The 23203-nt window shown below is 66.7% G+C and carries 18 protein-coding genes; 8 read left to right on the top strand and 10 right to left on the bottom strand.

The genetic code is table 11. The features are described from left to right. Positions 1 to 29 precede the first annotated feature (29 nt). Genes AB3147_RS24700 through AB3147_RS24685 form a run of 4 tightly spaced genes read right to left on the bottom strand, consistent with a single transcriptional unit; the run spans position 30 to position 2938 of the window. On the bottom strand, positions 30 to 470 hold the full coding sequence (locus AB3147_RS24700; protein ID WP_367353228.1) for a CopD family copper resistance protein: 441 nt from the start codon (positions 468 to 470) through the stop codon (positions 30 to 32). Then, complete coding sequence (locus tag AB3147_RS24695; RefSeq protein WP_367353227.1) at positions 467 to 1165, bottom strand: ATP-binding cassette domain-containing protein; 699 nt, start codon at positions 1163 to 1165, stop codon at positions 467 to 469. Before AB3147_RS24695 ends, AB3147_RS24700 begins: the two co-directional genes overlap by 4 nt. Then, on the bottom strand, positions 1158 to 1937 hold the full coding sequence (locus AB3147_RS24690; protein WP_367353226.1) for an ABC transporter permease: 780 nt from the start codon (positions 1935 to 1937) through the stop codon (positions 1158 to 1160). Before AB3147_RS24690 ends, AB3147_RS24695 begins: the two co-directional genes overlap by 8 nt. Further along, the gene (locus AB3147_RS24685; RefSeq protein WP_367353225.1) at positions 1934 to 2938 is read right to left on the bottom strand and encodes a substrate-binding domain-containing protein; all 1005 of its coding nucleotides are present in this window, start codon (positions 2936 to 2938) and stop codon (positions 1934 to 1936) included. Before AB3147_RS24685 ends, AB3147_RS24690 begins: the two co-directional genes overlap by 4 nt. A gap of 57 nt (positions 2939 to 2995) precedes the next feature. Between AB3147_RS24685 and AB3147_RS24680 the strand changes: the two genes are divergently transcribed. Both AB3147_RS24680 and AB3147_RS24675 read left to right on the top strand, forming a co-directional pair. After that, a complete protein-coding gene (locus AB3147_RS24680; RefSeq protein WP_279974537.1) occupies positions 2996 to 3709 on the top strand; it encodes a Crp/Fnr family transcriptional regulator in 714 nt (237 codons plus the stop codon). Positions 3710 to 3827: 118 nt separating this feature from the next. Further along, a complete protein-coding gene (locus AB3147_RS24675; RefSeq protein WP_367353224.1) occupies positions 3828 to 4562 on the top strand; it encodes a DUF1971 domain-containing protein in 735 nt (244 codons plus the stop codon). A gap of 25 nt (positions 4563 to 4587) precedes the next feature. Here the strand turns inward: AB3147_RS24675 and AB3147_RS24670 are convergent, their stop codons facing one another. Further along, entirely contained in the window at positions 4588 to 5286 is a 699-nt protein-coding gene (locus AB3147_RS24670) for a response regulator transcription factor (protein ID WP_312994824.1), read from the bottom strand. Between the two features lie 78 nt (positions 5287 to 5364). Between AB3147_RS24670 and AB3147_RS24665 the strand changes: the two genes are divergently transcribed. From AB3147_RS24665 to AB3147_RS24650, 4 genes are all read left to right on the top strand, one after another. Next, entirely contained in the window at positions 5365 to 7404 is a 2040-nt protein-coding gene (locus tag AB3147_RS24665) for a sensor histidine kinase (RefSeq protein WP_367353223.1), read from the top strand. 244 nt (positions 7405 to 7648) lie between these two features. Then, complete coding sequence (locus tag AB3147_RS24660) at positions 7649 to 10141, top strand: autotransporter family protein (protein ID WP_367353222.1); 2493 nt, start codon at positions 7649 to 7651, stop codon at positions 10139 to 10141. 79 nt (positions 10142 to 10220) lie between these two features. Then, positions 10221 to 12878 carry an autotransporter family protein gene (locus AB3147_RS24655; protein ID WP_367353221.1) on the top strand — a complete coding sequence of 886 codons (2658 nt, stop codon included), beginning with the start codon at positions 10221 to 10223 and terminating at the stop codon, positions 12876 to 12878. Between the two features lie 176 nt (positions 12879 to 13054). Beyond that, complete coding sequence (locus tag AB3147_RS24650; protein WP_367353220.1) at positions 13055 to 14569, top strand: argininosuccinate lyase; 1515 nt, start codon at positions 13055 to 13057, stop codon at positions 14567 to 14569. A gap of 53 nt (positions 14570 to 14622) precedes the next feature. Here the strand turns inward: AB3147_RS24650 and AB3147_RS24645 are convergent, their stop codons facing one another. After that, positions 14623 to 15525, bottom strand: coding sequence for a LysR family transcriptional regulator (locus AB3147_RS24645; protein WP_218342833.1), 903 nt, complete (start codon positions 15523 to 15525; stop codon positions 14623 to 14625). Positions 15526 to 15669: 144 nt separating this feature from the next. On the opposite strand from AB3147_RS24645, the gene AB3147_RS24640 reads away from it, so the two are divergent. After that, positions 15670 to 17088 carry an MFS transporter gene (locus tag AB3147_RS24640; protein ID WP_367353219.1) on the top strand — a complete coding sequence of 473 codons (1419 nt, stop codon included), beginning with the start codon at positions 15670 to 15672 and terminating at the stop codon, positions 17086 to 17088. A 94-nt stretch (positions 17089 to 17182) separates the two neighbouring features. On the opposite strand, the gene AB3147_RS24635 is transcribed toward AB3147_RS24640, so the two are convergent. The 4 genes from AB3147_RS24635 to AB3147_RS24620 are packed head-to-tail and all read right to left on the bottom strand — an operon-like array spanning position 17183 to position 22230. Next, positions 17183 to 18148 (bottom strand): Bug family tripartite tricarboxylate transporter substrate binding protein, encoded by a 966-nt coding sequence (locus AB3147_RS24635; protein ID WP_367353218.1) that lies wholly within the window; start codon positions 18146 to 18148, stop codon positions 17183 to 17185. Positions 18149 to 18190: 42 nt separating this feature from the next. Beyond that, positions 18191 to 19435 carry a CaiB/BaiF CoA transferase family protein gene (locus tag AB3147_RS24630; RefSeq protein ID WP_367353217.1) on the bottom strand — a complete coding sequence of 415 codons (1245 nt, stop codon included), beginning with the start codon at positions 19433 to 19435 and terminating at the stop codon, positions 18191 to 18193. Between the two features lie 30 nt (positions 19436 to 19465). Next, the gene (locus AB3147_RS24625) at positions 19466 to 20611 is read right to left on the bottom strand and encodes an FAS1-like dehydratase domain-containing protein (protein WP_367353216.1); all 1146 of its coding nucleotides are present in this window, start codon (positions 20609 to 20611) and stop codon (positions 19466 to 19468) included. A 41-nt stretch (positions 20612 to 20652) separates the two neighbouring features. Beyond that, complete coding sequence (locus AB3147_RS24620) at positions 20653 to 22230, bottom strand: acyl-CoA synthetase (RefSeq protein WP_367353215.1); 1578 nt, start codon at positions 22228 to 22230, stop codon at positions 20653 to 20655. A 169-nt stretch (positions 22231 to 22399) separates the two neighbouring features. On the opposite strand from AB3147_RS24620, the gene AB3147_RS24615 reads away from it, so the two are divergent. After that, on the top strand, positions 22400 to 23200 hold the full coding sequence (locus AB3147_RS24615) for an IclR family transcriptional regulator (RefSeq protein WP_175137867.1): 801 nt from the start codon (positions 22400 to 22402) through the stop codon (positions 23198 to 23200). Positions 23201 to 23203 lie beyond the last annotated feature (3 nt).

Below are 23203 nucleotides of genomic sequence, written 5' to 3'. Positions count from 1 at the left end.
ATGGATTCCACGAAGGGCGGGCCTGGGCGTTACCAGGAAATGTGAAACATGGTCTTGGCCAGCAACACGATGCCGGCCATGTGACAGAACACGCTCAGATGCACGCGTGAACGTAGCGCGGCGTGCAGGCGTTGGCGGCGCGCCAGCGTCATGGCCGTGATGACGTGCAGCAGCACGCTGCCGGCCAGCGCCATCTTCAAGAGCAGCAATGCGGCGAAGGCCGAACTGCCAGGGCTGGCGAGCACGGCGCGGTAGTGCCAGGCCATGCCCAGTCCGCAGGCGTAGAGCACGACCAGAACCCAGGGCATTACGCCGCGCACGCGCGGCGCCAGTTGCTGCGACAGCGCGCGGCGCACGTCGGCGGGCAGGCGTCTGGCGACGGGTTCGAGGAACAGCACTTCGAAGATCACGATGCCGATGAAGATGAACGCGGCGAACAGATGCACGATGTGCAGGACGAGGTAGGTCATGGTTGCTTCCTTGAGTCGAGCAGGAGGGCGTGCAAGCGTTCGGCGTCGGCGGCGCGCTGCGGGCTGCCAATAGACCCGCTGAGCGAGACGGGTTCGAGGCGGCCGTTGCCGACCATGACGCAGCGGTCGACCAGGCCCAGCAGTTCCTGCGGGTCGTGGCTGATGCAGATAAGGGCCGCGCCCAGACGCGCGACTTCTTCGTGGCAGCACGCGGAGAGCTGGCGGCGCAGCGCGGGGTCGAGCGCGCTGAAGGGTTCGTCGAGCAGCAGCAGGTCGGGCTCCAGCGCCAGCGCGCGGGCCAGCGAGACCCGCTGCGCCATGCCGCCCGACAGCTCTCCCGGCCAGGCATTGCCCGCACCCACCAGCCCGACCCGGGCCAGCCATTCATCCGCTTTCGCGCGGGCGTCGGCCATGCGCAGGCCGGTGGCGCGCAGCGGCAGCGCCACGTTGTCGCGCGCATTGCGCCAGGGCAAGAGGCGCGGCTCCTGGAACATCAGCACCGGATGCCGGAACGTGTTGCGCAGCGTGCCTGCCGTGGGCGCGAGCAGTCCCGCCGCCAGACGCAGCAGCGAGCTCTTGCCCGCGCCGCTGGGGCCGGCAAGGCCCAGCCGTTCTCCGGCAGCCAACTGCAAGTCGATGCGGGCCAGCACCGGCTGGGCGCCAAAGCGCAGCACGAGGTTTTGCATTTCAAGCATGGCTCGGCTCCATCCAGCGACCCAGGCGGCGCTGCAACGGTTGCAGCAGCGCAAATTCCAGCAGGGCGACCAGGCCGAAGATCAGCAGCACCCACGCAAAGAGTTCGGCGGTGTCGAACGTGCTGCGGGCGTTGGCGAGCGCATAACCGACGCCGTTCTCCGCGCCCAGCACTTCGGCCATCACCACCAGCCGCACGCCGCCGCACAGGGCGATGAGCAACGCAGCCAGGAGCGGCGCGCTGAGCGCGGGCAGGTAGAGGTGGCGCAACCGCAGCCACGGGCCGTAGCGGTAAACGTGCGTCATCTCCACAAGCCGGCGGTCCACGTGCAGCATGCCCTTGACGGTGTTGACGTACATGCCGGGCGCCATCATCAGCGTGGTGATGAAGATGACCATGGGCGATCCCATGCCGAACCACAGCATGGCCAGCACCACCATCACCACGGGCGGCACGGCCATCAGCAGCCAGCGCACAGGTTCGATGAGGCCACGCAGGCGCGCGCTGTGCCCGGCCAGCACGCCGAGCGTGAAGCCGATGGAGGCGCCGGCCAGCACGCCGACGCCGATGCGCATCAGGCTGACGCCCGCGTTGGCGAAGAACTGTTCGCTGCGCACGAGGGGGCCGATGGCGCGCAGCGCGTCCCAGGGCGTGGCCATGAGCAGCGGGCCGAGATGGCGGGCGGTCAGGTGCCATGCCAGCAGCAACAGCAGGACGCCGGCCACGCTCCAGCCGCGCGACGTGCGCGCGGGACTTGCGGCGGGGGCGCTCATGGTCCGTAGAAGCCGACAGGGGGCAGCTCGCCGCCGATGGCCTGCGGAAAGCGGCTGGCCAGCAGGCGGTACAGCGCTTCCAGCTCGGGACGGGCATCGTGGGCGCTGCGGCTGTCCAGCCGCGTGCCGCGAATCGCAGTCACGACAGCCGGCGCGGGCAGGTGCGGAAGGTGTTCGCGCACGAGGTCGGCGCAGGCCTCGGGGTTGGCCGCGCACCAGCGCGCCGACGCGGCGTAGGCGGCGTCCACCGCGCGGCACAGCGCGGTATCGTCCGCCACGCCTGCGCCGGCCATGACGCCGGCTTGCGGCAATGAAGGCTGTTCGGGAAAGCTGCCGCGCCACGCGGCTTCCAGGCTCTGGCCGCGGTGCAGCGCCATGCCGCCGGCCTGTTGCGCGCGCCACAGCAGCAGCGAGGCCATGGGTTCGACGAGCAACACGCTTTCCGCCTGACCACTCAGCATGAGGGCGATGGCGTCCTGGCCGTCGCGGGTGCGGCGCAGCGTAACCGGCGCCAGGCCTTTGTCGGCCTGGGCCTGCAGCAGCGTGTCCAGCAGCACGGCGGGCAGATCGCGCTGGAAGGGCGCGACCAGTTCGCGTCCCGCCAGGTCGGCGAAGGTCTTGATGTCGGGATTGCGGCTGACGAGCCACAGAATGCCCCAGACCGAGATGTTCAACAGGCGCACCGGCATGCCGCGGTTGTGCAGCAGGGCGGGCAGGGTGCTGGGCGCCGCGCTGAACTCGACGTCGCGGTTCACCAGCAGCGTGCGCAACTGGTCCGGCGTCTGCCACAAGCGGAAGCGCAGCTTGTCGGTGTGATCGGCCAGCGCGCCGGTGGCCGCCATGTGCATCAGCGGATAGCTGACCACGGCGCCCGGTCCCGCGAGGGTCAGTTGGGCTCGGCGTTCGCGCGTGGCGGCCTGGACGGATGCAAGGCGCGGCAGGAGGGCGGCGCCCAACGCCGCGGCGCAGAAGCGGCGGCGGGTGTGATGAGGTGAGGTCATTATTCTAAATAGGAACTATTATCGTTTTATTCTCACACTCAAGCCGAAAGACCCAGAATGACAAATATCAATGTGCTCGAGCCGCGCGCGGCGGCCGTCCGCCTGCTTGCACAGCATCCGCTGCTGGCCGGATTACCGGCGGGCGTGGCCGACGATCTTCTGCTCGATGCGAGCGTGCTGCGGGCGCCCGCCGGGCAGATCCTGTTCGGCGAAGGCGACGAGGCGCGCCACTACCTGCTGGTTCAAACCGGGCAAGCCGAGGTCATGCGCTACAGCTACAACGGCGACGAGCGCGTGTTCCGGGTTTTCGAGCCAGGGCAGCTGATGGCCGAGGCCGCGATGTTCATGCCGCACGGCCGCTATCCGATGCAGGCGCGCGCGCGGACGGATGTGCAGTGCTGGCGGCTGGCCCGCACGAAGCTGCACGACGCGTGCCGGCGCTGGCCCGATCTGGCGCTCAAGCTGCTCGCCGGTATGAGCCAGGCGGTTTATGACCAGGTGAACAAGGTCGACTGGATGACGTCCAGTTCCGCTGCGGAACGGCTGGCGAACTACCTGATGGGGCTGCAGGAACGGCAGGGCGCCACGCTGACGCTGCCGCTGAACCAGCGCCAGCTTGCGGCGCATTTGGGCATACGCGCTGAAACGCTAAGCCGGCTGCTGAACGACTGGCAGGCGCAGGGCTATATCAGCGGTAAGCGTAGCCAGTGGGTGGTGACTGATCCGGCCCATCTGGCCAGCCTGTCGATGACGGCCAAACGGCCGTTCTGACACGCTCAAACGCACGCGTGCGCCGGGATCGGGCGCGCTTTTTATGCGGTCGCGTGACGTGAAAAGGCGCGCGCGCCAATGACCTTCGTCATGTGACCGGACGCGCGGCGTGCGGAGAATGGCAGGCGTTCTCACGTCCAAGCGCTTCCCGCCTTTCATGCCTTTCACGCCGCAATCCGAACCCGCTAGCCCGACGCCAGCCCCCACCGAAGACGACATCCGCAGGCTGGTCCACACCTTCTACGACAAGGTGCGCGAAGACGAGGTGCTGGGTCCGATCTTCAATGCGCGCGTGAAGGACTGGGACCAACATCTGTCGCTGCTCTGCGATTTCTGGTCGTCGCTGGTGCTGGGCACGCGCCGCTTCAAGGGAGCGCCGATCCCGGCGCATGCGCGCATTCCAGATCTGTCGTGGCCGCTCTTTGAACGTTGGCTGGCGCTCTTTCACGCCACGACGGCGGCGCTGGGACACCCGCAGCTGCAGACGACGGCGGACGCAATGGCCGATCGCATCGCGGCCAAGCTGTGGGCCGTCTGGCAGGCGCGGGCGGACATCGCCAGCCTGCCCGACCGCTTGCCGCCCGGCGTGCAGCCCTATAAGGACAGTCCCGTGTTCACGCCGGACAACCTGCCGGACGCGCTGAAGGCCGCGCATTCCACCAAGGCCGGCACGTGGGGACTGTTGAAGGTGCACGCGGGCGTGCTGCGTTTTGTGCTGGACGATGCCCCGCATACCGAAGCCGTCCTGACCGCGGGCCAGCAGGTGGTGATCGAACCCGGCGTGCGGCATCACGTGGCGTTTGAACTGCCGGGCCGCTTCCAGATCACATTCTGCCGGGCGAGCGAAGCCTAATGCGTAATGCGCGGCGCGGCCGGGATCAGTCCTTGACCTTTGCAGCCTGATAGAAGCAGTAGCCGCTGCTGCGCAGTGTCTTGACGGGCAGCGTCTGGCCGCTCAGGGCTTCGACGCGGCGGCGCAGCCGGCGCATCTGCGTATCGAGCCGGCGTTGGTCGTAGTCCAGGTAATCGGCGCCGAGGGCTTCGACGATCTGCCGGCGGCTGATGTTTTCGCCGGGCTGGCTCATCAGGCAATGCAGCACGGTCAGGTCCTGCTGCGACAGCGGCATGGCCGCCGCGCCAGGAATGTGCAGGCGGCGGGGGCCGATTTCAAGCAGCCAGCTCAAAGGCGGCTGATCCCGGCCCGGCTGAGGCAGCCCCAGCCGGCGCACCAGCGCGGCCAGCGTTGCAGCCAGTTCGTCCAGGTCGCAGCCCTTGCCCAGATAGTGGTCGGCGCCCATGCCCAGGCCCGAAATCCGGTCAGGACCGGTCTGGCGCGCGCTGAACACCACGATGCCCACTTGCTGGCCTTCCTGGCGCAGGCGCTGGATCAGGTCCAGGCCACAGCCATCCGGAAGACCGATGTCGATGACGGCCAGGTGATGGCGGGCGGGGTCGAAGCGCTGGTCGAATTCCTGCAGGCTGGACACGCACGAGGGGGCGTATCCCAGCTCTTCGAGGAATTCGCCGAGCTCCTGACGCAGCACGGGTTCATCTTCGAGCAGGATCACTTCAGGCATGAAGCGCCTGAGGAATGCAGCGTGAGGGGCTGGTGTAATCTGCCGGGTTGCACGGAAATGCTGCGTAGATTGCGATTGATGAAACGGGAATGTTACTCCAGGGCCACGCTGTGGCTGACGCTGCTGGCCTGCCTGTTCGCGGGCCTGCTGGCCGCGGCCGCACCGGCGCGCGCCGAGCCGCTGCGCCTGGATGGCTTCCATAGCGTCCAGGACGCGGCCGGGCATCTTGAGCGCCTGATCGATCCCGATGGCGAGCTCGACGTGGGAAATGCCGCCAGCGCGAACGGCTGGACGCCGCTGCCGGGCAGCCTTAGCGCCGGCTTCACGCCCGCGACGATCTGGCTGCGCCTGCCCGTGCAGGTCGATAAGGTCATGCACGGCGGCTGGATGCTGCGGCTGACCAACGCACTGCTGGACGACGCGCGCATCTACGTGGGCCATGGCGGCGGCTGGACGATGCTGGGACGCAGCGGCGAGGACCTGGCGCGGCGCAAATGGCCGGTGGACTATCGCAGCCCCGTGATCCAGTTCAATCCGTCCAAGCCAGGCGAATACGTCATCCTGGTGCGGTTGCAAAGCAAGAACGCCATGGCGACGCGGCTGGAAGTCTGGCAGCGGCTGGCGTTCGACAACCAGTCGCGCCGCGAGGGCCTGCTGTTCGGGCTGTATTTCGGCTTCTATCTGCTGCTGATCTGCGCGCACGCGGCGTTCTGGCTGGTCACGCGTGCGCCGATGAGCGGATTGTTCCTGGCCTACATCGGCAATTGCGTTTTCAACGAGGTGCTGTCGCTGGGGCTGGTGCAGCAGTTGACCGGCCTGCCGGTGGCCTGGAGCGATCGGCTGCTGGGCGTTGGCATCGCCGTCAGCCTGCCGGTGGCGCTGCGCGTTGCGTGCCGCCAATTGAACCTGGAAGCCCTCTATCCGCGCGCCGTGCGCTGGCTGGACTGGCTGTTCTGGGGCATCGCCGCGATCTGCTCCGCGCTGATCGTGACGGGGCACTACGGCGCCGGCATGCAGCCGATTCAGGCGCTGGCGCTGCTGGTGATCGTGGGCTTCACCACGCTGGCGGCTTATCTGCTCAAGCGCGGCTGGCGGCCGGCGCGCTTTTTCGCGTTGGCGTTCGGGGTGTTCTACCTGGGCGTGCTGATCGCTTTCCTGCGCAACCTTGGGGTGTTTCCGGTCAACGCCTTTACCGAATACGTGTCCACGCTGGGCACGATGCTGCACATGCTGCTGCTGAGTCTGTTCATTGTTGGCCGTTACGAACGCCGCCGCCGCGTCCGCGAACTGCAGCAGGCCAACCTGGCGGCCGATCTGGCACGCCAGCACAGCCACTGGCTGGAACGCGAAGTTGCGCTACGCACGGCCGAAATGCAAGGCGAGATCGAACGGCGAGTGGCGCTGGAGGGCGAGCTGCGCACGTCGCTGGAAAAGGAACGGCAGATGTTCACGGAGCAGCGCGAATTCGTGGCGATGGTGTCGCACGAATTCCGCACGCCGCTGGCGATCATCACGACGTCGGCGCAGCAGCTTGGCCGCAACCTTGCCGCGCCGCTGGAAAAAAGCCTGGCGCGTTGCGCCAACATCCGCAATGCGGCCACGCGCCTGCTGGCGCTGGTGGACGAATACCTGACCGATGACCGCATGCGCGAGCCGCGCGCCGAACTGCGCTTGACCCGGTGCGACCTGCCCGCGCTGCTGCAGGATCTGGCAAGCGAGTATCCGCCGGGCAGGGTGCAATGCGCCTACGAAACGCAGACCCGGACGCTTGACTGCGACGCGGGCCTGCTGCGGATCGCGCTGCGCAACCTGCTGGCCAATGCCGACCGGCATTGCGCCGAGGGCGGGACGGTCAGCGTGTCGGTGCGCGAGGACGGGGACCAGCTGCGCATTACGGTTTCCAATCCCGGCAGCGCCATTCCGGCCGGAGAGCAAGAACGGCTGTTTCAGAAATACTATCGGGGGCAGAATGCCACCCGGCATCCGGGGGCGGGACTGGGGCTGTATCTGGTCAGTTCCATCGCAGCGCGGCTGGGTGGTTCGGTGGCACTGGAAGCGGCCGGGGGCGTCGAGCCGGTGCGCTTTTGCATTACGTTGCCTCACCTGCGAGCCGACTGAAGGCTGCGGCGCTTCCGCGAATATTGCGAAGTGCGGGGCAATTGTTGCGTAAATGCATCCATTCCGCGCCAGCCCTCGCGGGCCGCGGACCGTGCAAATCGGGGAAAAGCGCCGTTTTTTGGGCCTATTTGCGCCTATTCGACGAGAGGCGGCTGCACCTATTACAAGTTGCTCAGATTCGCTCAGATTCCGTTTTGCAATGATCGGTACATTTCAGACACGAAATTTACATGGTCACTACAAAATGTCTCGCCGCTTTCCGCTTACTCGCCTCGCCGCTTTGCTTAGCCTGAGCTTGCCGTTTTCCGCCCCGTCGGCGCTTGCACAGCCCACCGACTACATCCTCCATGCGGGTAATGCGCCCACCGTTGTCAACGTTGGGGATTACACCTCGATCAGCCTGGTCGGCGGCACGATCGTGGACGGCGACGTCGTGAACGATGGCTTGATGTGGCCGATGCGCTTCAGCCCCAATGGCGGCATCAAGGTACAGGGATCGACCGTGAATGGCTCGATCATCAACCAGGCCGCCCGGCAACTGACCAGCAATCGCGCCGGCATCAGCATCTCGGCCGGTTCCATGGTCAAGGGCGACATCATCAACGAATATCGGATTTCGGGCGAGTACAGTTCGGGCGTCGGCATCGAAGTGATCACCTCGGGCGCGGTCCTGGGCAAGATCATCAACAACGGAAGCATTGACGCGGGCATCGTTGTCTCGGACGGCACGGTCACCGGCGGCATCGTCAACAACGGCGTCATCAATGCCAAGATGGATGGCATTGCCCTTGACGTCGCCGGCGCCAGCGCGCCGATGACGATCGTCAACGGCGGCACGATCGCCGGCGACGTGATGCTTGGCACGTCCACCCTGGACATCACCGGCGGCACCATTACGGGCGGCGTCGTGGGCCCCGACGCCATCATGAACATCAATGGCGACTTCGGGGCAACCTCCAAGATCAGCGTCGGCCAGATCAACGTCGCGCCGGCCGCGACGCTGACGCTGAACGGCAACACCATGAAGGGCCTGGTGAACGTGAAGGGCACGCTGGCGGGTTCCGGCGAAGTCGGCCCGACGACCTTGGAGTCGGGATCGACCCTGTCGCCCAACGCCGCCGCGCAGTCGAACCACATCTTCATGATGTCGGTGTCGCCGGTTGTCGTCACCCCTCCGTCGCCGATCGGCACCATCACGGTGAATGGCGACCTGACCTTCAAGCCGGGCTCGACCTATCGCGTCGACGCCACCGCCGAGGGCAAGAGCGACCGCGTTAAGGTCACCGGCACGGCCAATCTGGCGGGCTCCGTGGTGCACGTGGGTTCGGGCGGCACGTATGCCGAATCGACGGCCTACACCATCCTGTCGGCCAACACCCTGAACGGCCACTTCGACAGCGCGACCAGCGACATGGCCTTCCTGCAACCGTCGCTCAGCCATCAAGGCAACCAGGTCGTGCTGACGCTCGACAAGAAGCAGGTGCCGACCGAGCCGGACAGCAAGCCGATTCCGGGCAAGCCCGTTGATAACGGCAGCAACACCGGCAACACCGGTAATGGCGGCGGCAACACTGACAGCGGCACCCGCCCCATCGAATTCGCCGATCTGGCCGTGACCGGCAACCAGCGCTCCGCCGCGAATGCCGTGCAAAGCCTGCCCAAGACCAGCACCCTGTACACGCGCGTCCTGAACCTGCCCAATGGCGCCCCGGCCGGCGTGTTCGCCGACCTGTCGGGCGAATCGTTCGGCAGCAGTGTGTCGGCGATGCAGAACGTCAGCAACAACGTCGCCAGCCTGCCCACGGCACAACTGCGCGCCAACATGAACGCCGGCTTCATCCCCGGCCCGCCCACGGCGCAAGTCGGCCGCGGCGACGCCTCCATGCTGCCGCGTTCGAACGCGCAGCCGCTGTGGGCGCAGGCCTTCGGCAACTGGCGCTCGATGGACGGCAACGGCAACGTCGCCAAGTCCCGTGAACGTGATGTCGGCATCTTCGTCGGCGGCGACCATGGCGTGGGCAACGGTTGGCGCCTGGGTGGCGCGTTCGGTTACACCGACAGCCGCATCACCGTGGACGACCGTTCGGCCAAGTCCGACGTGAACAGCTACAGCGCGATCTTCTACGGCGGCAAGTCGTTCGAAGCCGGTTCGGGCAAGATCAACTTCACCGCTGGCCTGGCCTACACGTGGCATGACATCGACAGCAAGCGCAACATCAACGCGGCCGGCCAGTACCAGGAGCTGAAGGCGGACTACAGCGCCAGCACCGGCCAGGTCTTCACCGACGTGGGCTATGCAATCCCGCTGAACGACCGCCTCACCCTTGAGCCGTTCTTCGGCGCCGACTTCAGCGATCTGCGCACCCGCGGCTTCTCGGAGTCGGGCGGCGACGCCGCGCTGAGCGGTCGCAGCAGCACCAACAACGTGGGCACCACCACGCTGGGCCTGCGCGCGCAAACCACGTTTGACGTGAAGGAAACCGCGGGCCGTCTGCGCGGCATGCTGGGCTGGCGCCATGCCTACGGCGACGTCAATCCGGAAGCCACGATGTCGTTCGACGGCAGCCAGCCGTTCACCGTGGCGGGCAACCCGCTGGCGCGTGACGCAGCCGTGATGGAGGTGGGCGTGGACCTGGCGATGAGCAAGAACGCCACGCTGGGCCTGGCTTACTCGGGTCAGTTCGGCGACGGCAACCGTCAGAACACCGGCACCGTCAACGTGAGCTGGCGCTTCTAAGGCGATCCGCCTCGACGCAAGAAAAGGCCGGCCTCTTCGGAGGCCGGTTCAAACACGAAACCTACCTGGTCAACACAAAATGTCTGGTCGCTTTCCGCTTACCCGCATTGCCGTATTGCTGAGCCTCAGTGTTTCTCCGCTCGCCGCGCCGTTCGCATTGGCGCAGACGGGCCCCAACTGGCACGACGGCCAGGTGATCCCCGAGTACAACGGCGATCTCGTGAACACGTCCTCGACGAACTATCCTTTCATGCGCATGGAGAACGTCGCGAAGCGTAACGGCGACTTCATCAACCGCACGTTGCTGGAAGGGGGATACCACGAAGCCGCCATCACGATTGAGTCGGGCTCGACCCTGAACGGCGCGATCCGCAATGAAGCCGACGGCACGGTCTACGCAGTACTGGTATCGGGTAGCACGGTCGGCAACATCGTCAACAACGGCGAAATGAACACCCGGCAGATCATTTTCGGCCGCGCAGGTGGCACGGTGAATATCGGTTCCAGTTTGACGATTACCGACAACAGCACGGTCATTGGCAACATTGTCAACAACGGCGATATCTTCACCACCAGCATCAGCCCCATTTACCAGTCGAGCGGCAACGGGATTGAAGTCTCCAACGGCAGCTTGGTCGGCGGCCGCATCGAGAATAACGGCAACATCTGGGGCGGCGTCGTAGTGAGCGGCGGTTCGGTAGTGCAGGGCGGCATCGTCAACGCCGGCTACATCAATGCCCTGGGCACTTCCACGCTGTCCAACGGCGTCGCGGTCGATGTGGAGGGCGCCTATACGCCGATGGTCATCACGAACACCGGCTCCATCGTGGGCGACGTGCGCCTCGGTGGCTCCACGCTGAACATCGATGGCGGCAACATCTACGGCGCCATCATCGGCGACGACAATCAGCACAGCCTCATGGCCAGCAGCGGCGGCGGCAGCAGCACGGTGAACATCAACACCGACTACGCACCGCAAGGCTCCATTACGGTCGGCGCCGTGAACGTTGCCGAGGGCAAGACGCTGACGCTGTCCGACAAGAAATTGAACGGTCTGCTCACGGTGAAGGGCACGCTGGCCGGCACCGGCAACGTCGGCATGACCACGCTGGAATCCGGCGCGACCCTGTCGCCGGGCACCGCCGCGTCGTCGAACCACGTGATGATGATGGTCGCGCCCGGCGCGAACATGTCGGTCAACCCCACCGCGGCGCAGATCGGCACCCTGACGGTCAATGGCGACCTGACGTTCAAGCCGGGTTCGACCTATCGCGTCGACGCCACGCCCGATGGCAAGAGCGACCGCGTGAACGTCACCGGCACGGCGAATCTGGCGGGTTCCGTGGTGCACGTCGGCGAGGGCGGCACGTATGCGCCCTCGACCAGCTACACCATCCTGTCCGCCAGCAATCTGAACGGGCAATTCGACAGCCTGTCCAGCAACCTGGCCTATCTGCAGCCGACGCTGAGCCACCAGGGTAACGACGTCGTGCTGACTGTCGATCTGAAGCAGGTGTCGACCGAACCGGACAGCAAGCCCATCGACAACGGCGGCAACACCGGCGGCAACAATGGCGGAGAGACCCGTCCCATCGAATTTGCTGACCTGGCCGTGACCAGCAACCAGCGTTCGGCGGCGAATGCCGTGCAAAGCCTGCCCAAGAACAGCAGCCTGTACACGCGCGTCATGAACCTGCCCAATGGCGCGCCGGCCGGCGTATTTGCCGATCTGTCCGGCGAATCGTTCGGCAGCAGTGTGTCGGCGATGCAGAACGTCAGCAACAACGTCGCCAGCCTGCCCACGGCACAACTGCGCGCCAACATGAACGCCGGCTTCATCCCCGGCCCGCCCACGGCGCAAGTCGGCCGCGGCGACGCCTCCATGCTGCCGCGTTCGAACGCGCAGCCGCTGTGGGCGCAGGCCTTCGGCAACTGGCGCTCGATGGACGGCAACGGCAACGTCGCCAAGTCCCGTGAACGTGATGTCGGCATCTTCGTCGGCGGCGACCACGGCGTGGGCAACGGTTGGCGCCTGGGCGGCGCGTTCGGTTACACCGACAGCCGCATCACCGTGGACGACCGTTCGGCCAAGTCCGACGTGAACAGCTACAGCGCGATCCTGTACGGCGGCAAGTCGTTCGAAGCCGGCTCGGGCAAGATCAACTTCACCGCTGGCCTGGCCTACACGTGGCATGACATCGACAGCAAGCGCAACATCAACGCGGCAGGCCAGTACCAGGAACTGAAGGCTGACTACAGCGCCAGCACCGGCCAGGTCTTCACCGACGTCGGCTACGCGATCCCGCTGAACGACCGTGTCACGCTGGAACCGTTCTTCGGCGCCGACTTCAGCGACCTGCGCACCCGCGGCTTCTCGGAGTCGGGCGGTGACGCCGCGCTGAGCGGTCGCAGCAGCACCAACAACGTGGGCACCACCACGCTGGGCCTGCGCGCGCAGACCACGTTTGACGTGAAGGACACCGCGGGCCGTCTGCGCGGCATGCTGGGCTGGCGCCATGCCTACGGCGACGTCAATCCGGAAGCCACGATGTCGTTCGACGGCAGCCAGCCGTTCACCGTGGCGGGCAACCCGCTGGCGCGTGACGCGGCTGTGATGGAAGTGGGCGTGGACCTGGCAATGAGCAAGAACGCCACGCTGGGCCTGGCTTACTCGGGTCAATTCGGCGACGGCAACCGTCAGAACACCGGCACCGTCAACGTGAGCTGGCGCTTCTAAGGCATTCCGTCTCGGCGGATGCGAAAGGCCGGCCTCTTCGGAGGCCGGCTTTTTTTGCGTCGGCGGCCTATCTTCGCTCAGCCCGTTGTCAGGCTCCCGCGCCTCCGTGCAATACCGGGTGTCCGGCGAAAACGCGCTCCGATACACTGTCCGGTCACCCCTATAACGAGAACGCCATGAGACAGTTTCTTCCCACCCTGGGCGCCGCCCTGGTGCTAACGCTGGCCGGCAATGCGGCCACCGCGCAGCAATCTCCGCCGCGCGACCCCTTCTTCTGGTTGGGAGAAATCAACAAGGCCACCACGGTGATCAACGCCGACGAAGGCCTGCTCGACAAGTCCATGGCGCCACGGCTGGCGGCTGGCGTCGCAAAAGTCATCCACGACGGCAACCAGCCCGGGGCCAAACGGCCGGCCACCGTCATCACCTTTGAACCGCTGCTGATCAAGGCCGCGGGCGAAGACATCACCCTGCTGCACGCCGGCCGTTCCAGCCAGGACATGCACGCCACCTATCGCAGCGCCATCCTGCGCGACAAGCTGCTGGATTTGGCGGATCAGTTGAACGCCACATCCACCACGCTGGTGGAGCTGGCGGCCAAGCACGCGGGCACCATCGTGCCCAATTACACCAACGGCGTGGCCGCGCAGCCCAACAGTTACGGACACTATCTGCTGGGTCAGGCCGCAGGTCTGGCGCGGGACGCGCAGCGCATCCGCGAAGCCTACGTCCGCATCGACCGGTCGCCCATGGGCACGACCGTGCTGAACGGCACGAGCTGGCCGCTGGACCGCAAGCGCATGGCGCAATACCTGGGCTTCGAGGCACTGGTCGACAATGCCTACGATGCCTCGCAGATCTCGTCCATGGACCAGCCCGTCGAGGTCGCCTCCATCGTCACCAGCATTGCGTTGCGCACGGGTAATTTCGTCGAGGACGTCATGACCCAATACGCCCAGTCGCGCCCGTGGATCCTTCTGGAAGAAGGGGGCGGCAACACGTACGTGTCCAGCGCCATGCCGCAAAAGCGCAATCCGGGCCTGCTCAACGACACGCGCAGCGACGCATCCACCGCAGTGACCTTGGCGATGGGGCCGGTCCTGCAGACGCACAACATCACGCCGGGCATGAGCGACCCCAAGGACGTGAAGCAGAATTCCGCGATGGTCGATAGCGGCATTTCGGCGCTCAAGCGCTGGGATCGCGTGCTCAAGGCCATGGTAATCAGCCCCGACCGTGCGCTGGAAGAGCTGAACAGCGACTGGACGGCCTCGCAGGAGCTGGCGGACGTGCTGATGCACAAGTACAAGCTGCCGTTCCGTGCGGGCCATCACTTTGCGTCCGAGGTCGTGTCGTACGCCAAGGCGAACAACATCAAGCCGCTGGATTTTCCGTATGAACAGGCGCGCCGCATCTATGCCGACGCAATGAAGGACTCGAAGTACGGCCCCGACCTGCCGATGAGCGAAGCCGAGTTCCGCTCGACGCTGGACCCTGTGGCCATCGTGAAGAACCGCGCCACCATCGGCGGTCCGCAGCCCAAGGAAATGGATCGCATGATTCAGGCCGCGCGCGAACAGCTGGCCGCGCAGGACAAGTGGATCAAGGCGCGCCGCGCGCATATCCGCGATTCGCTGGCGGAACTGGACAAGCAGTTCGACGCACTGGTGGCCAGCGCGCCCAAGCAATAACGCCCGCCGGCGGAATTTGTGCGCGCCGCCGGCGCGCTCCTTTCTGAGCGGACCTATCGGAGAGCGCCCGTCCCGCAAGCCTGAAGCACGATGCCGCGCAGCCAGCGATGGGCGGCATCGCCGTCCATTCGCGGATGCCACAGCATCGACACCGTAAAGGGCGCCATCGCGAACGGCAGCGCAAAGCTGCGCATGCCCTCGCGCATCACGGCGGTGTGCCGATCGGGCACCGTGGCGATCATGTCGGTTTCGCGGGCCAGCGCCAGCGCCGTTGAATAGCTGCCCGCAATCGTGGCGATCTGGCGCGCGCGGCCGGCCTGCGCCAGGGTTTCATCCATGGGGCCTGATTCCCGTCCGCGGCGCGATATCAGAATGTGGCGCGCTGCCAAATAACGCGTCAGCGTGACGTTGCCGCGCGCCAGCGGATGGGCGGCGCGCATGACGCCGATGTACCGATCCTGAAACAGCGCCCGCGTGCGCAGTTCAGGACTGGCCGACTCGCCCACCACCCCGGTTTCCAGGTCCACAGCGCCTTCGCGCAGCGGCGCGCTGTTCTTGTCCAGTTTCTGCATGAAGCGCAACCGCACCCCCGGCGCTTCGTCGTCAATCAGCGCGAGCAGACGCGCGCCAAAGTTTTCTACGAAGCCATCAGTGACGCGCAGCGTGAAGGTGCGAACGAGCGATGCGAGATCAAGGTCTTGCGAGGGACGCAGCACGGCTTGCGCATCCCTGACCAGCCCGCCGACCTGCTCGCGCAGCGCCAGCGCCCGGGGCGTTGGAACCAGACCTCGTCCGGCGCGCACCAGTAGCGGATCGCCCGTGGTGTCGCGCAGCCGCGCCAACGCGCGGCTCATGGCGGAAGGACTCAGGCGCAGACGCCGGGCGGCGCCGGCCACGCTGCCCTCGGAGAGCAGCGCATCCAGGGTGATGAGAAGGTTGAGGTCGGGCGCGGACATGCGGCAAACGTAGCACGCCGGCGAAATCCGCGCCTGAATTTGGCATGGCGTCGCATGCAGGTATTTGCTGCAAATGCTGCGTCTTCCGCCAGGCATGGGAGAGGCATACGCTGGGATTCCATTTTCCCTTTGCACGTCGCCATCATGTCGCTCGCCGCTTCGCCCGTATCGTCATCCCCCTCCCGCCTCTCGCTATTGGCCTGCCTGTCCCTGTCGATGCTGCTGGCGTCCCTGGGCACCAGCATCGCCAACGTGGGCCTGCCCGCGTTCACCCACGCATTTGGCGCGTCGTTTCAGGCGGTGCAATGGGTGGTGCTGGCCTACCTGCTGGCCATCACGACCGCCGTGGTCAGCGCCGGACGGCTGGGCGACCTGATCGGTCGCCGGCGCCTGATGCTGGCCGGGATCGCCTGGTTTACGGTCGCTTCCGTGACGTGCGCAGCCGCGCCCGGACTGTGGACCCTGGTGGCCGCGCGCGCCGCGCAGGGCCTGGGCGCGGCCGTGCTGATGACGCTGGCCATGGCCTTTGCCAGCGAGGCACCGCAGAAGGGAAGGGCGGGCAGCGCCATGGGTCTGTTGGGCACGATGTCGGCGGCAGGCACCGCGCTCGGGCCGACGCTGGGCGGCGCGCTGATCGCGGGTCCGGGATGGCGGGCGATCTTTCTCGTCAATCTGCCGCTGGGCCTACTGGCGTTCTGGCTGGCGTGGCGGCATCTGCCCCGCGAGTCGCAACGCGCTGCGGCGCAGAGGATGCGCTTTGATTGGCTGGGCAGCGTGCTGCTGTCGCTGACGCTGGCGGTCTACGCGCTGGCCATGACGCTCGGACGCGGCAGCTTCGGTACTTTCAACGGTGTTCTGCTTGCGGCGGCGGCGGGCGGCGCGGGCCTGTTTGCGTGGGTGCAGTCGCGGACGGCAAACCCGCTGGTGCGGCCGGCGATGATGGCCAGTCCCGTGCTGGCGGGCGGCTTCGCGGCCAACGCGCTGGTCGCGACGGTGATGATGGCCACCTTGGTGGTTGGGCCGTTCTTTCTGGCAGGGGCTTTGGGCCTGGACGCGATGCGCGTCGGAATGGCGATGTCTTGCGGCCCGCTCGTTGCTGCCCTGGCGGGCGTACCGGCGGGGCGCTGCGTCGACCGCCTTGGCGCCCGGCCGATGACGCTTGCCGCATTGATCGCGATGACAGGCGCATCGGCGATGCTGCCCGTGGCATCGGAAGCGTTCGGTGTGACGGGATATGTGGTCGCATTGGGCGTGCTGACGGCCGGGTATGCGCTGTTTCAGGCAGCCAACAACACCGCGGTCATGGCCGGGGCGGGCAGCAACGATCGCGGCGCCGTGTCTGGCATGTTGAACCTGTCTCGCAACTTGGGGTTGATTACCGGTGCGTCGGCGATGGGCGCGGTGTTTGCCGTTGGCGCCGGGGCGACGGCGCTGGTTGATGCCGCGCCCGCCCAACTGTCGGCCGGGTTGCACACGACGTTTGTGATGGCCGCCGTGTTGTGCGCGCTGGCGATGGCCGCGGTGGCGGTTGGCGGGTTGAGGCTTGCTGCGGGCCGGTCGTAGCGCGGCCTTGGTGCATGCGGTTGTCAACGGCACCCGCGGCGCAGTGGAACGGCCTGCGCCGCGTTGCCGCTCAACGCTGACGGTTACGCCGAAGTCACTCCGCCTTCAGCCCCGCCTGCACGATCAGCGGCTGCCACTTCTGCCGTTCGCTGCGTGCAAACGCGGCCAGTTCCTCGGGCGTGCCGCCGCCCGGTTCATGCCCCAGATCCAGCAGCTTCTGCTTCACTTCCGGCCGCGCCAGGATCTTGGCCAGTTCCTCGTTCAATCGCTTGATCGCCGCCGGCGGCGTGCCCTTCGGCGCATACAGGCCGTTCCACGCGATCACCTGGAACCCATCCAGCCCCTGTCCCGCCACCGACGGCACGCCGGGAAGCAGGGCCGATTCCTTCAACGACGTCACCGCCAACGGGCGCAGCTTGCCGCTGGTGATGAACGAGCGCGCGGCGCTGACGGTGTCGATGCCGACCTGCACCTGGCCGCCCAAGAGGTCCGTCGTGGCGGTGGCCGAGCCCTTGTAGGGGATGCCGCGAACGCTGTTGACGCCTTGCTGCTTGAGCAGTTCGTACACGAGGCGCGCGGTGGTGCTGGGCATGCCGACGTTGACGCTGTCGGGCTTGGCCTTGGCGCTGTTGCGCAGGTCGGCCAGACTGGCGTAGGGCGAGGACGGGGTCGTCAGCAGCACCATGGGAAACGAACTGACCAGCATGACGGGCGCGAAGTCCTTCTCGGGGTCGAAGTTGGTGGACGCGTACATGTACTGGTTCAGCACGTGCGTGCCGTTGGTGCCCATCAGCAGCGTGTAGCCGTCGGGCGCGGCGCGCGCGGCTTCGGACGCGCCGATGTTGCCGCCCGCGCCGGGGCGGTTCTCCACGATGAAGGGTTGGCCCAGGTCGCGGGCCAGATATTCGGCCAGGTAGCGGGCGGCGACGTCGGTGCCTTGGCCGGCCTGGTAGGGGACGATGATCTTGACGGGTTTGGAGGGATAGCTGTCGGCGGCCGCGGCGGGCTGCGCGAACAGCAGCGGCGCCGCTAGCGCGGCGATCAGGCGTAAGGTCTTCATGGTGGTCTCCTCGTTTTTATATGTGGCTGCATCGGACTGCGGCTAGGGCTTGGGAGGCGGCCATCGCGGCAGGATGCCCTGTTCCTGCAATGCCGCGATCTGTGAGTCGCCGAAGCCGGCCTCCCGGAGGACTTCGACGGTGTGCTGCGCATAGGCGGGCGGCAGCCGGTCCACGCGCGCGGGCGCTTGCGAAAGCCGCACTGCGGGACCGATGCCGTGATAGCCATCGCGATCGACGCGCATGCCGCGGTGCGCGGTGTGCGCCTGCGCAAAGGCTTCGGGCACGCTGTTGACCGGCCCAGCCGGTACGCCAAGCTTCATCAGTTCCGCGCACAGCGCATCGCGCGCACGCGTCGCCAGGGCGCTTTCGATGGCGTCCCGCAACGCGTCGCGGTGCGATAGCCGCGCCCGATTGGTGGCAAAGCGCGGATCATCCGGCAACGATGGCAGGCCCGCGTAGTCGCAGAAACGGCGGAACTGGCGGTCATTGACGACGCCCAGGAAGATCTCGCCATCGCGGCAGGCGTAGCGGTCATACGGGGCGATGTTGGGATGCGCGCTGCCCAGGAGGCCCGGCGTCTGGTCGGTGTGCATCCAGTTGGCGGCATGCGGCACCAGCAGGCTGAGCGCGGTGTCGAACAGGGTGACCTCGACCCGCTGACCAAGACCCGTGCGCGCCCGGTGGTAAAGCGCCAGCAGGATGCCGGACTGCGCGGTGTAACCGGTCAGGTGGTCGACGATGGGCACGCCGACGCGGGTTGGTCCGCCGGCGGGCTCGCCGTTGATGCTCATCAAGCCGCACATGGCCTGCAGCACCGCGTCGTAGCCGGGCAGGCCGCCCAGCGGCCCGTCTTCGCCGAAGCCCGTGATGGCGCAGTGGATGAGCTGGGGAAAGCGGGGCTTCAGGTCCGCCTCGTAGTCCAGGCCCCACTTGGCCATCGTGCCGGGGATGAAGTTCTCGATCAGGACGTCGGCGTCGGCCAGCAACGCCAGCAGCACGTCGCGGCCGGCGGGCTTGGACAGATCCAGCCCGATGGCGCGCTTGCCGCGGTTGACGGCGGTGAAGTAGGCGGCGTCGCCGTCGGCGTTGACCGGCGGGCCCAGCGTGCGCGTTTCGTCGCCGCCGGGCGGCTCGACCTTGATGACATCCGCGCCCTGGTCCGCCAGCATCTGCGTGCACAGCGGGCCGGCCAGGACGCGCGACAGGTCGATGACGCGCAGGCCGTCCAGCGCGCCCCGCGGACGGGCCTCGGGGCAGGGTGCAGCATGTTCCGATGAATCAGACATCGCCCACCTCGTCTTGGGGGTTGCCGCGGGTCAGGCGCGGGTAGGCAATTCGACCACACCGGTACCCAGGACGGAAAGCTCGTCGTCCTGGTTGCGTGCTTCCTGTTCGATCTCGACCAGGTGACGGCCGTCTTCCACGTACTTGCGCACCACCTTGCCCTTGAAGAACAGCATGTCGCCCTCGGGGTTGTGGCGGCGGATCTTGCACGTGGACTTGCGCAGGAACCCGGCGTCGCCCATCCAGTTGGTGAGGTGATGGGTCAGCCACGAATTGCGCTCGGGACCGTAGTCGTAGGCGCCGGGCGCGCCGACTTCCAGCGCGAAGTCTTCTTCCCAGTGGACGCGCTCGGGCACATCGGGAATGCCGAAGCGGTTGGTGATGCCCACGCCCGGATGCGCGTCGATGAGTTGCCACGCCAGCTTGTTGGCCCGGATGTACAGGCCGCCCCAACCCTGCGCGAAGGCGATGAAGCCGGTGACCGTCATCGGCCCCTTGAACATCACGGGCAGTTCTTCGCCTTCCTTCACGTCTTCCCAGTAGCGGGGCGTGGCGCCGCGCACTTCTTCCTGGGCGTAGAGCTTGTAGGCTTCCTTGATTTCCTCGGGGCTGTAGCGGCGCGGTTCGCGGGCGCGGACTTCGGCATACTTGCTGCCCTGTTCACGCGCATGGTCGCGTTCGGTGCGGAAGCACCAGCTGTCGGCGTCGGCGACCTTGTCGCCGTCCTGGTTGAAGAAGTCCACGTGATAGATCTGCTGCACGGCGCGGCCCGCAAAGCGGGTCTGGTGTTCGATCAGGTTCTTCAGGTGCGCTTCGGTGGAAATGATGTCGTTACGCTTGACCGTCTTGTGCCAGGTCCAGTCCGCGCCCGACCACATGGCGTGTACGCCGGGCAGCCCGCCCACGTAGCCGGACACGATGCGGCTGGTGGCAAACAGGAAGCTGGGTAGCGCGATGATGCCGCCGTGCTGGGTCTTGGCTGCGTACTCCGGGTCCGACCACAGCGGGTTGTCGTCGCCGATGCCGTGGGCGTAATGGCGGATGTTGTCGCGCGTTGCTTCGTAGCACCACGGCTCGGCGGTGGCGCCGATCTTCACGCCGATGCGTTCGCGCAGCTCGTCCAGCCCGCGTTCGGTGATCTTGGGAAAGCTGCGTTCGGTCTTGGTCTGGGTCAGCATGATGTCTCCTGGGTTTGAGAGGTGGCCTGTGCCGGGTAGCCCTAGGCGTGGGCGGCGCCGGCGGGCGTGGTGTCGGCGGTCGCAAGCTCTTGCTCCCGCAATTTCCTGCGATGGATCTTTCCGGCGGGCGTCTTGGGCAGTTCAGCCACAAACACGACCTGCCGCGGATACTCGTGCTGCGCCAGGCGGCTGCGCACGGCGTCCTGGATTTCCTGCACGAAGGCGTCGTCGCCGGCGCGCGTTGACACCACGAAGGCCTTGACGACCTGGCCGCGCAGCGGATCGGGCACGCCGATGGCGGCGGCCTCCGTTACGTCGCGGTGTTTGAGGATGGCGTCTTCGATCTCGACGGCGCTCATGGTCCAGCCGGCCGAGATGATGACGTCGTCGGCGCGGCCGCCGTGCCAGAAGTAGCCGTCTTCGTCCACGCGCCCGAGATCCTTGGTGGCGACCCACGCGTCGCGGCGCCACAGCTTGAGCTCGCCGGTTTCGCCGGGCGCGCAGGGCTGGCCGTTGGCGTCCTGCACTTCGACGCGCAAGCCCGGCACGGGTTTGCCCAGCGAGCCGGCCTTGACCGTGAAGTCCGGCGCGCCGGGATAGTTGACCAGGCAGACGCCGATTTCCGTCGTGCCGTACATGCTGCAGACGGGCCGGCCGAAGGTGGCTTCGACGAAGGCGGCCGTCTCGCTGTCGATGGGCTCGCCGGTGAAGGACACCTTGTCCAGGTGATAGCGGTAGCGTCCGGCCGCGCCGCTATTGCGCATCATCCGGTAGTGGGTGGCGGCGGCGGAGATGTTGGTGAAGCGGTGGTCCTGCAAGGCCTGCAGCAGACGTTCGGCATTGAACTTGCCGGCATACGCGCCGATGGTGACGCCCAGCGCCAGCGGCGCCAGCGTGCCGTGCCACAGCCCGTGTCCCCAGGCGGGCGACGACGGGCACATGTAGCGGTCGCCGGGCCGGATGCCGGTGCCGTACAGCGCGGCCAGCATCAGCGTGACCAGGGCGCGATGCGTGTGCTTGACGGCGTCGGGCAGCTCGCGCGTCGTGCCCGACGTGTACTGGAAGATGGCCAGATCGTCGGCACGCGTGCGGCATTCGTAATGGGGCGGGTAGGCGGCCAGTGTGCCGAGAAAGGCGTCGTCGGCGATGACCACGCGCATGTCCTCGCCGCCGGCGGCAAGCGGGGCCTTTTCGGCGTTGGTCACCAGCATGCGCGGCTGGCAGTCCTGCACGCGCAACCGGATGCCGTCGGGGCCGAACAGCGTGAAGAGCGGCACGGCGATGGCGCCCATTTTCATCGCGCCGAACATGGCCACGTAGAACGGCAGCGACGGTTCCAGCATGACGGCGACGCGGTCGCCGGCGCGGATGCCCTGCTCAACCAGGTAGTGCGCGAAGCGCGAGGATTCCTCGGCAATCTGGCGGAACGAGTAAGTCTCGTCCCCGCCCGCGGCGCGCACCAGGATGATCGCCGGCTCGGCCTTGTCCGCGTGCCGGTCGATGCATTCGTGCGCGATGTTCATGGTGTCGCGGTTGCCATCGAACAGCTCCCAGAGCTTGTCCGAGGAGCAGAGCGCCTGGGCGTCCGCGTAGGAAAGGGTATCGGTCAGCTTCGTCATTTCGTCGTACCTGTGTGGGTCGGCAACCTGTGGAACCCACTATGCGCGCCGGCAAATAAATTGTCAATGACGTTTATTGATTGTATATAGACAATTAAGGCGGCGTGGAGGCGGCCCCGCGAGGCGGGCGCCGCACGGTATGCTTGCCGCAATAAAAATGGAGAACCCGATGAGTGAAACCGGTACCCCGGAAATTGCCAGCGCCGGCGGCCCGCGCGTGCGGCCTGTGCCGGCCGTGACGCGATCGATCGCGATCCTGCGCCTTCTGGGCCGGGGCGGCGAGCCCATGACGCTGAAGGCCATCTCGCAGGAATTGGGCATGGTGACCAGCACGTGCCTGCACATTCTTCGCGTCCTGGTGGAAGAAGGCCTGGTGAAAGTCGACCCCGGCGCCAAGCGTTACAGCCTGGGCGTGGGCATGCTGACGCTGGCGCGCAGCGTGATCGAAAGCAACCCGTTCCCCGCGCTGGCGCAGCCCGTGCTGGATCGCATCGCCAACGCGGCCAGCGTCACCGCGATCGGTGTCGAGGTGTCCGGCAGCGATCACATGGTGGTGCTGGCGCTGTCACGGTCCAACGCGCCATTCCGCCTGCATGTGGACGTGGGAAGCCGCTTTCCGGCGCTGATCAGCGCAACGGGCCGGCTGGTCGCCGCGTTTGCGGATCTGTCCGAGAAAGAACTGGAGCGGCGCTTCAAGGCCCTGCGCTGGGATCAGGCGCCCGAGTTCGCGGCGTGGAAGGCCGACGTTGACGCCGTGCGGCGGCAGGGCTACAGCGTGGACCGCAACAACTACATCAACGGCGTCGTCGTGATCGCGGTGCCGGTGTTCGACAGTCATCAGCGGCTGACGCATGCGTTGGTGGCTGCGGGGTTGGCCGAACAACTCGATGCGGCGCGCGTGGAATCGCTGGCGGCGGAACTGCAGGGCGAGGCGCGCGCGTTGTCGCAACTGATGGCGGCCAGGAGCTAGACC

It is taken from the genome of Achromobacter animicus, assembly GCF_040775605.1.
GTDB lineage: Bacteria > Pseudomonadota > Gammaproteobacteria > Burkholderiales > Burkholderiaceae_B > Achromobacter > Achromobacter animicus.
This window is presented reverse-complemented; position numbering and strand designations above follow the sequence as displayed.

What these genes read in the sequence shown, in the direction of transcription:
- AB3147_RS24680 (WP_279974537.1), top strand. Translation starts at nt 2,996, where the DNA reads ATGACAAATATCAATGTGCTCGAGCCGCGCGCGGCGGCCGTCCGCCTG.
- AB3147_RS24640 (WP_367353219.1), top strand. Translation starts at nt 15,670, where the DNA reads ATGTCGCTCGCCGCTTCGCCCGTATCGTCATCCCCCTCCCGCCTCTCG.
- AB3147_RS24620 (WP_367353215.1), bottom strand. Translation starts at nt 22,230, where the DNA reads ATGACGAAGCTGACCGATACCCTTTCCTACGCGGACGCCCAGGCGCTC.
- AB3147_RS24655 (WP_367353221.1), top strand. Translation starts at nt 10,221, where the DNA reads ATGTCTGGTCGCTTTCCGCTTACCCGCATTGCCGTATTGCTGAGCCTC.
- AB3147_RS24695 (WP_367353227.1), bottom strand. Translation starts at nt 1,165, where the DNA reads ATGCTTGAAATGCAAAACCTCGTGCTGCGCTTTGGCGCCCAGCCGGTG.
- AB3147_RS24675 (WP_367353224.1), top strand. Translation starts at nt 3,828, where the DNA reads ATGGCAGGCGTTCTCACGTCCAAGCGCTTCCCGCCTTTCATGCCTTTC.
- AB3147_RS24650 (WP_367353220.1), top strand. Translation starts at nt 13,055, where the DNA reads ATGAGACAGTTTCTTCCCACCCTGGGCGCCGCCCTGGTGCTAACGCTG.
- AB3147_RS24690 (WP_367353226.1), bottom strand. Translation starts at nt 1,937, where the DNA reads ATGAGCGCCCCCGCCGCAAGTCCCGCGCGCACGTCGCGCGGCTGGAGC.
- AB3147_RS24615 (WP_175137867.1), top strand. Translation starts at nt 22,400, where the DNA reads ATGAGTGAAACCGGTACCCCGGAAATTGCCAGCGCCGGCGGCCCGCGC.
- AB3147_RS24700 (WP_367353228.1), bottom strand. Translation starts at nt 470, where the DNA reads ATGACCTACCTCGTCCTGCACATCGTGCATCTGTTCGCCGCGTTCATC.
- AB3147_RS24665 (WP_367353223.1), top strand. Translation starts at nt 5,365, where the DNA reads ATGAAACGGGAATGTTACTCCAGGGCCACGCTGTGGCTGACGCTGCTG.
- AB3147_RS24685 (WP_367353225.1), bottom strand. Translation starts at nt 2,938, where the DNA reads ATGACCTCACCTCATCACACCCGCCGCCGCTTCTGCGCCGCGGCGTTG.
- AB3147_RS24660 (WP_367353222.1), top strand. Translation starts at nt 7,649, where the DNA reads ATGTCTCGCCGCTTTCCGCTTACTCGCCTCGCCGCTTTGCTTAGCCTG.
- AB3147_RS24625 (WP_367353216.1), bottom strand. Translation starts at nt 20,611, where the DNA reads ATGCTGACCCAGACCAAGACCGAACGCAGCTTTCCCAAGATCACCGAA.
- AB3147_RS24645 (WP_218342833.1), bottom strand. Translation starts at nt 15,525, where the DNA reads ATGTCCGCGCCCGACCTCAACCTTCTCATCACCCTGGATGCGCTGCTC.
- AB3147_RS24635 (WP_367353218.1), bottom strand. Translation starts at nt 18,148, where the DNA reads ATGAAGACCTTACGCCTGATCGCCGCGCTAGCGGCGCCGCTGCTGTTC.
- AB3147_RS24670 (WP_312994824.1), bottom strand. Translation starts at nt 5,286, where the DNA reads ATGCCTGAAGTGATCCTGCTCGAAGATGAACCCGTGCTGCGTCAGGAG.
- AB3147_RS24630 (WP_367353217.1), bottom strand. Translation starts at nt 19,435, where the DNA reads ATGTCTGATTCATCGGAACATGCTGCACCCTGCCCCGAGGCCCGTCCG.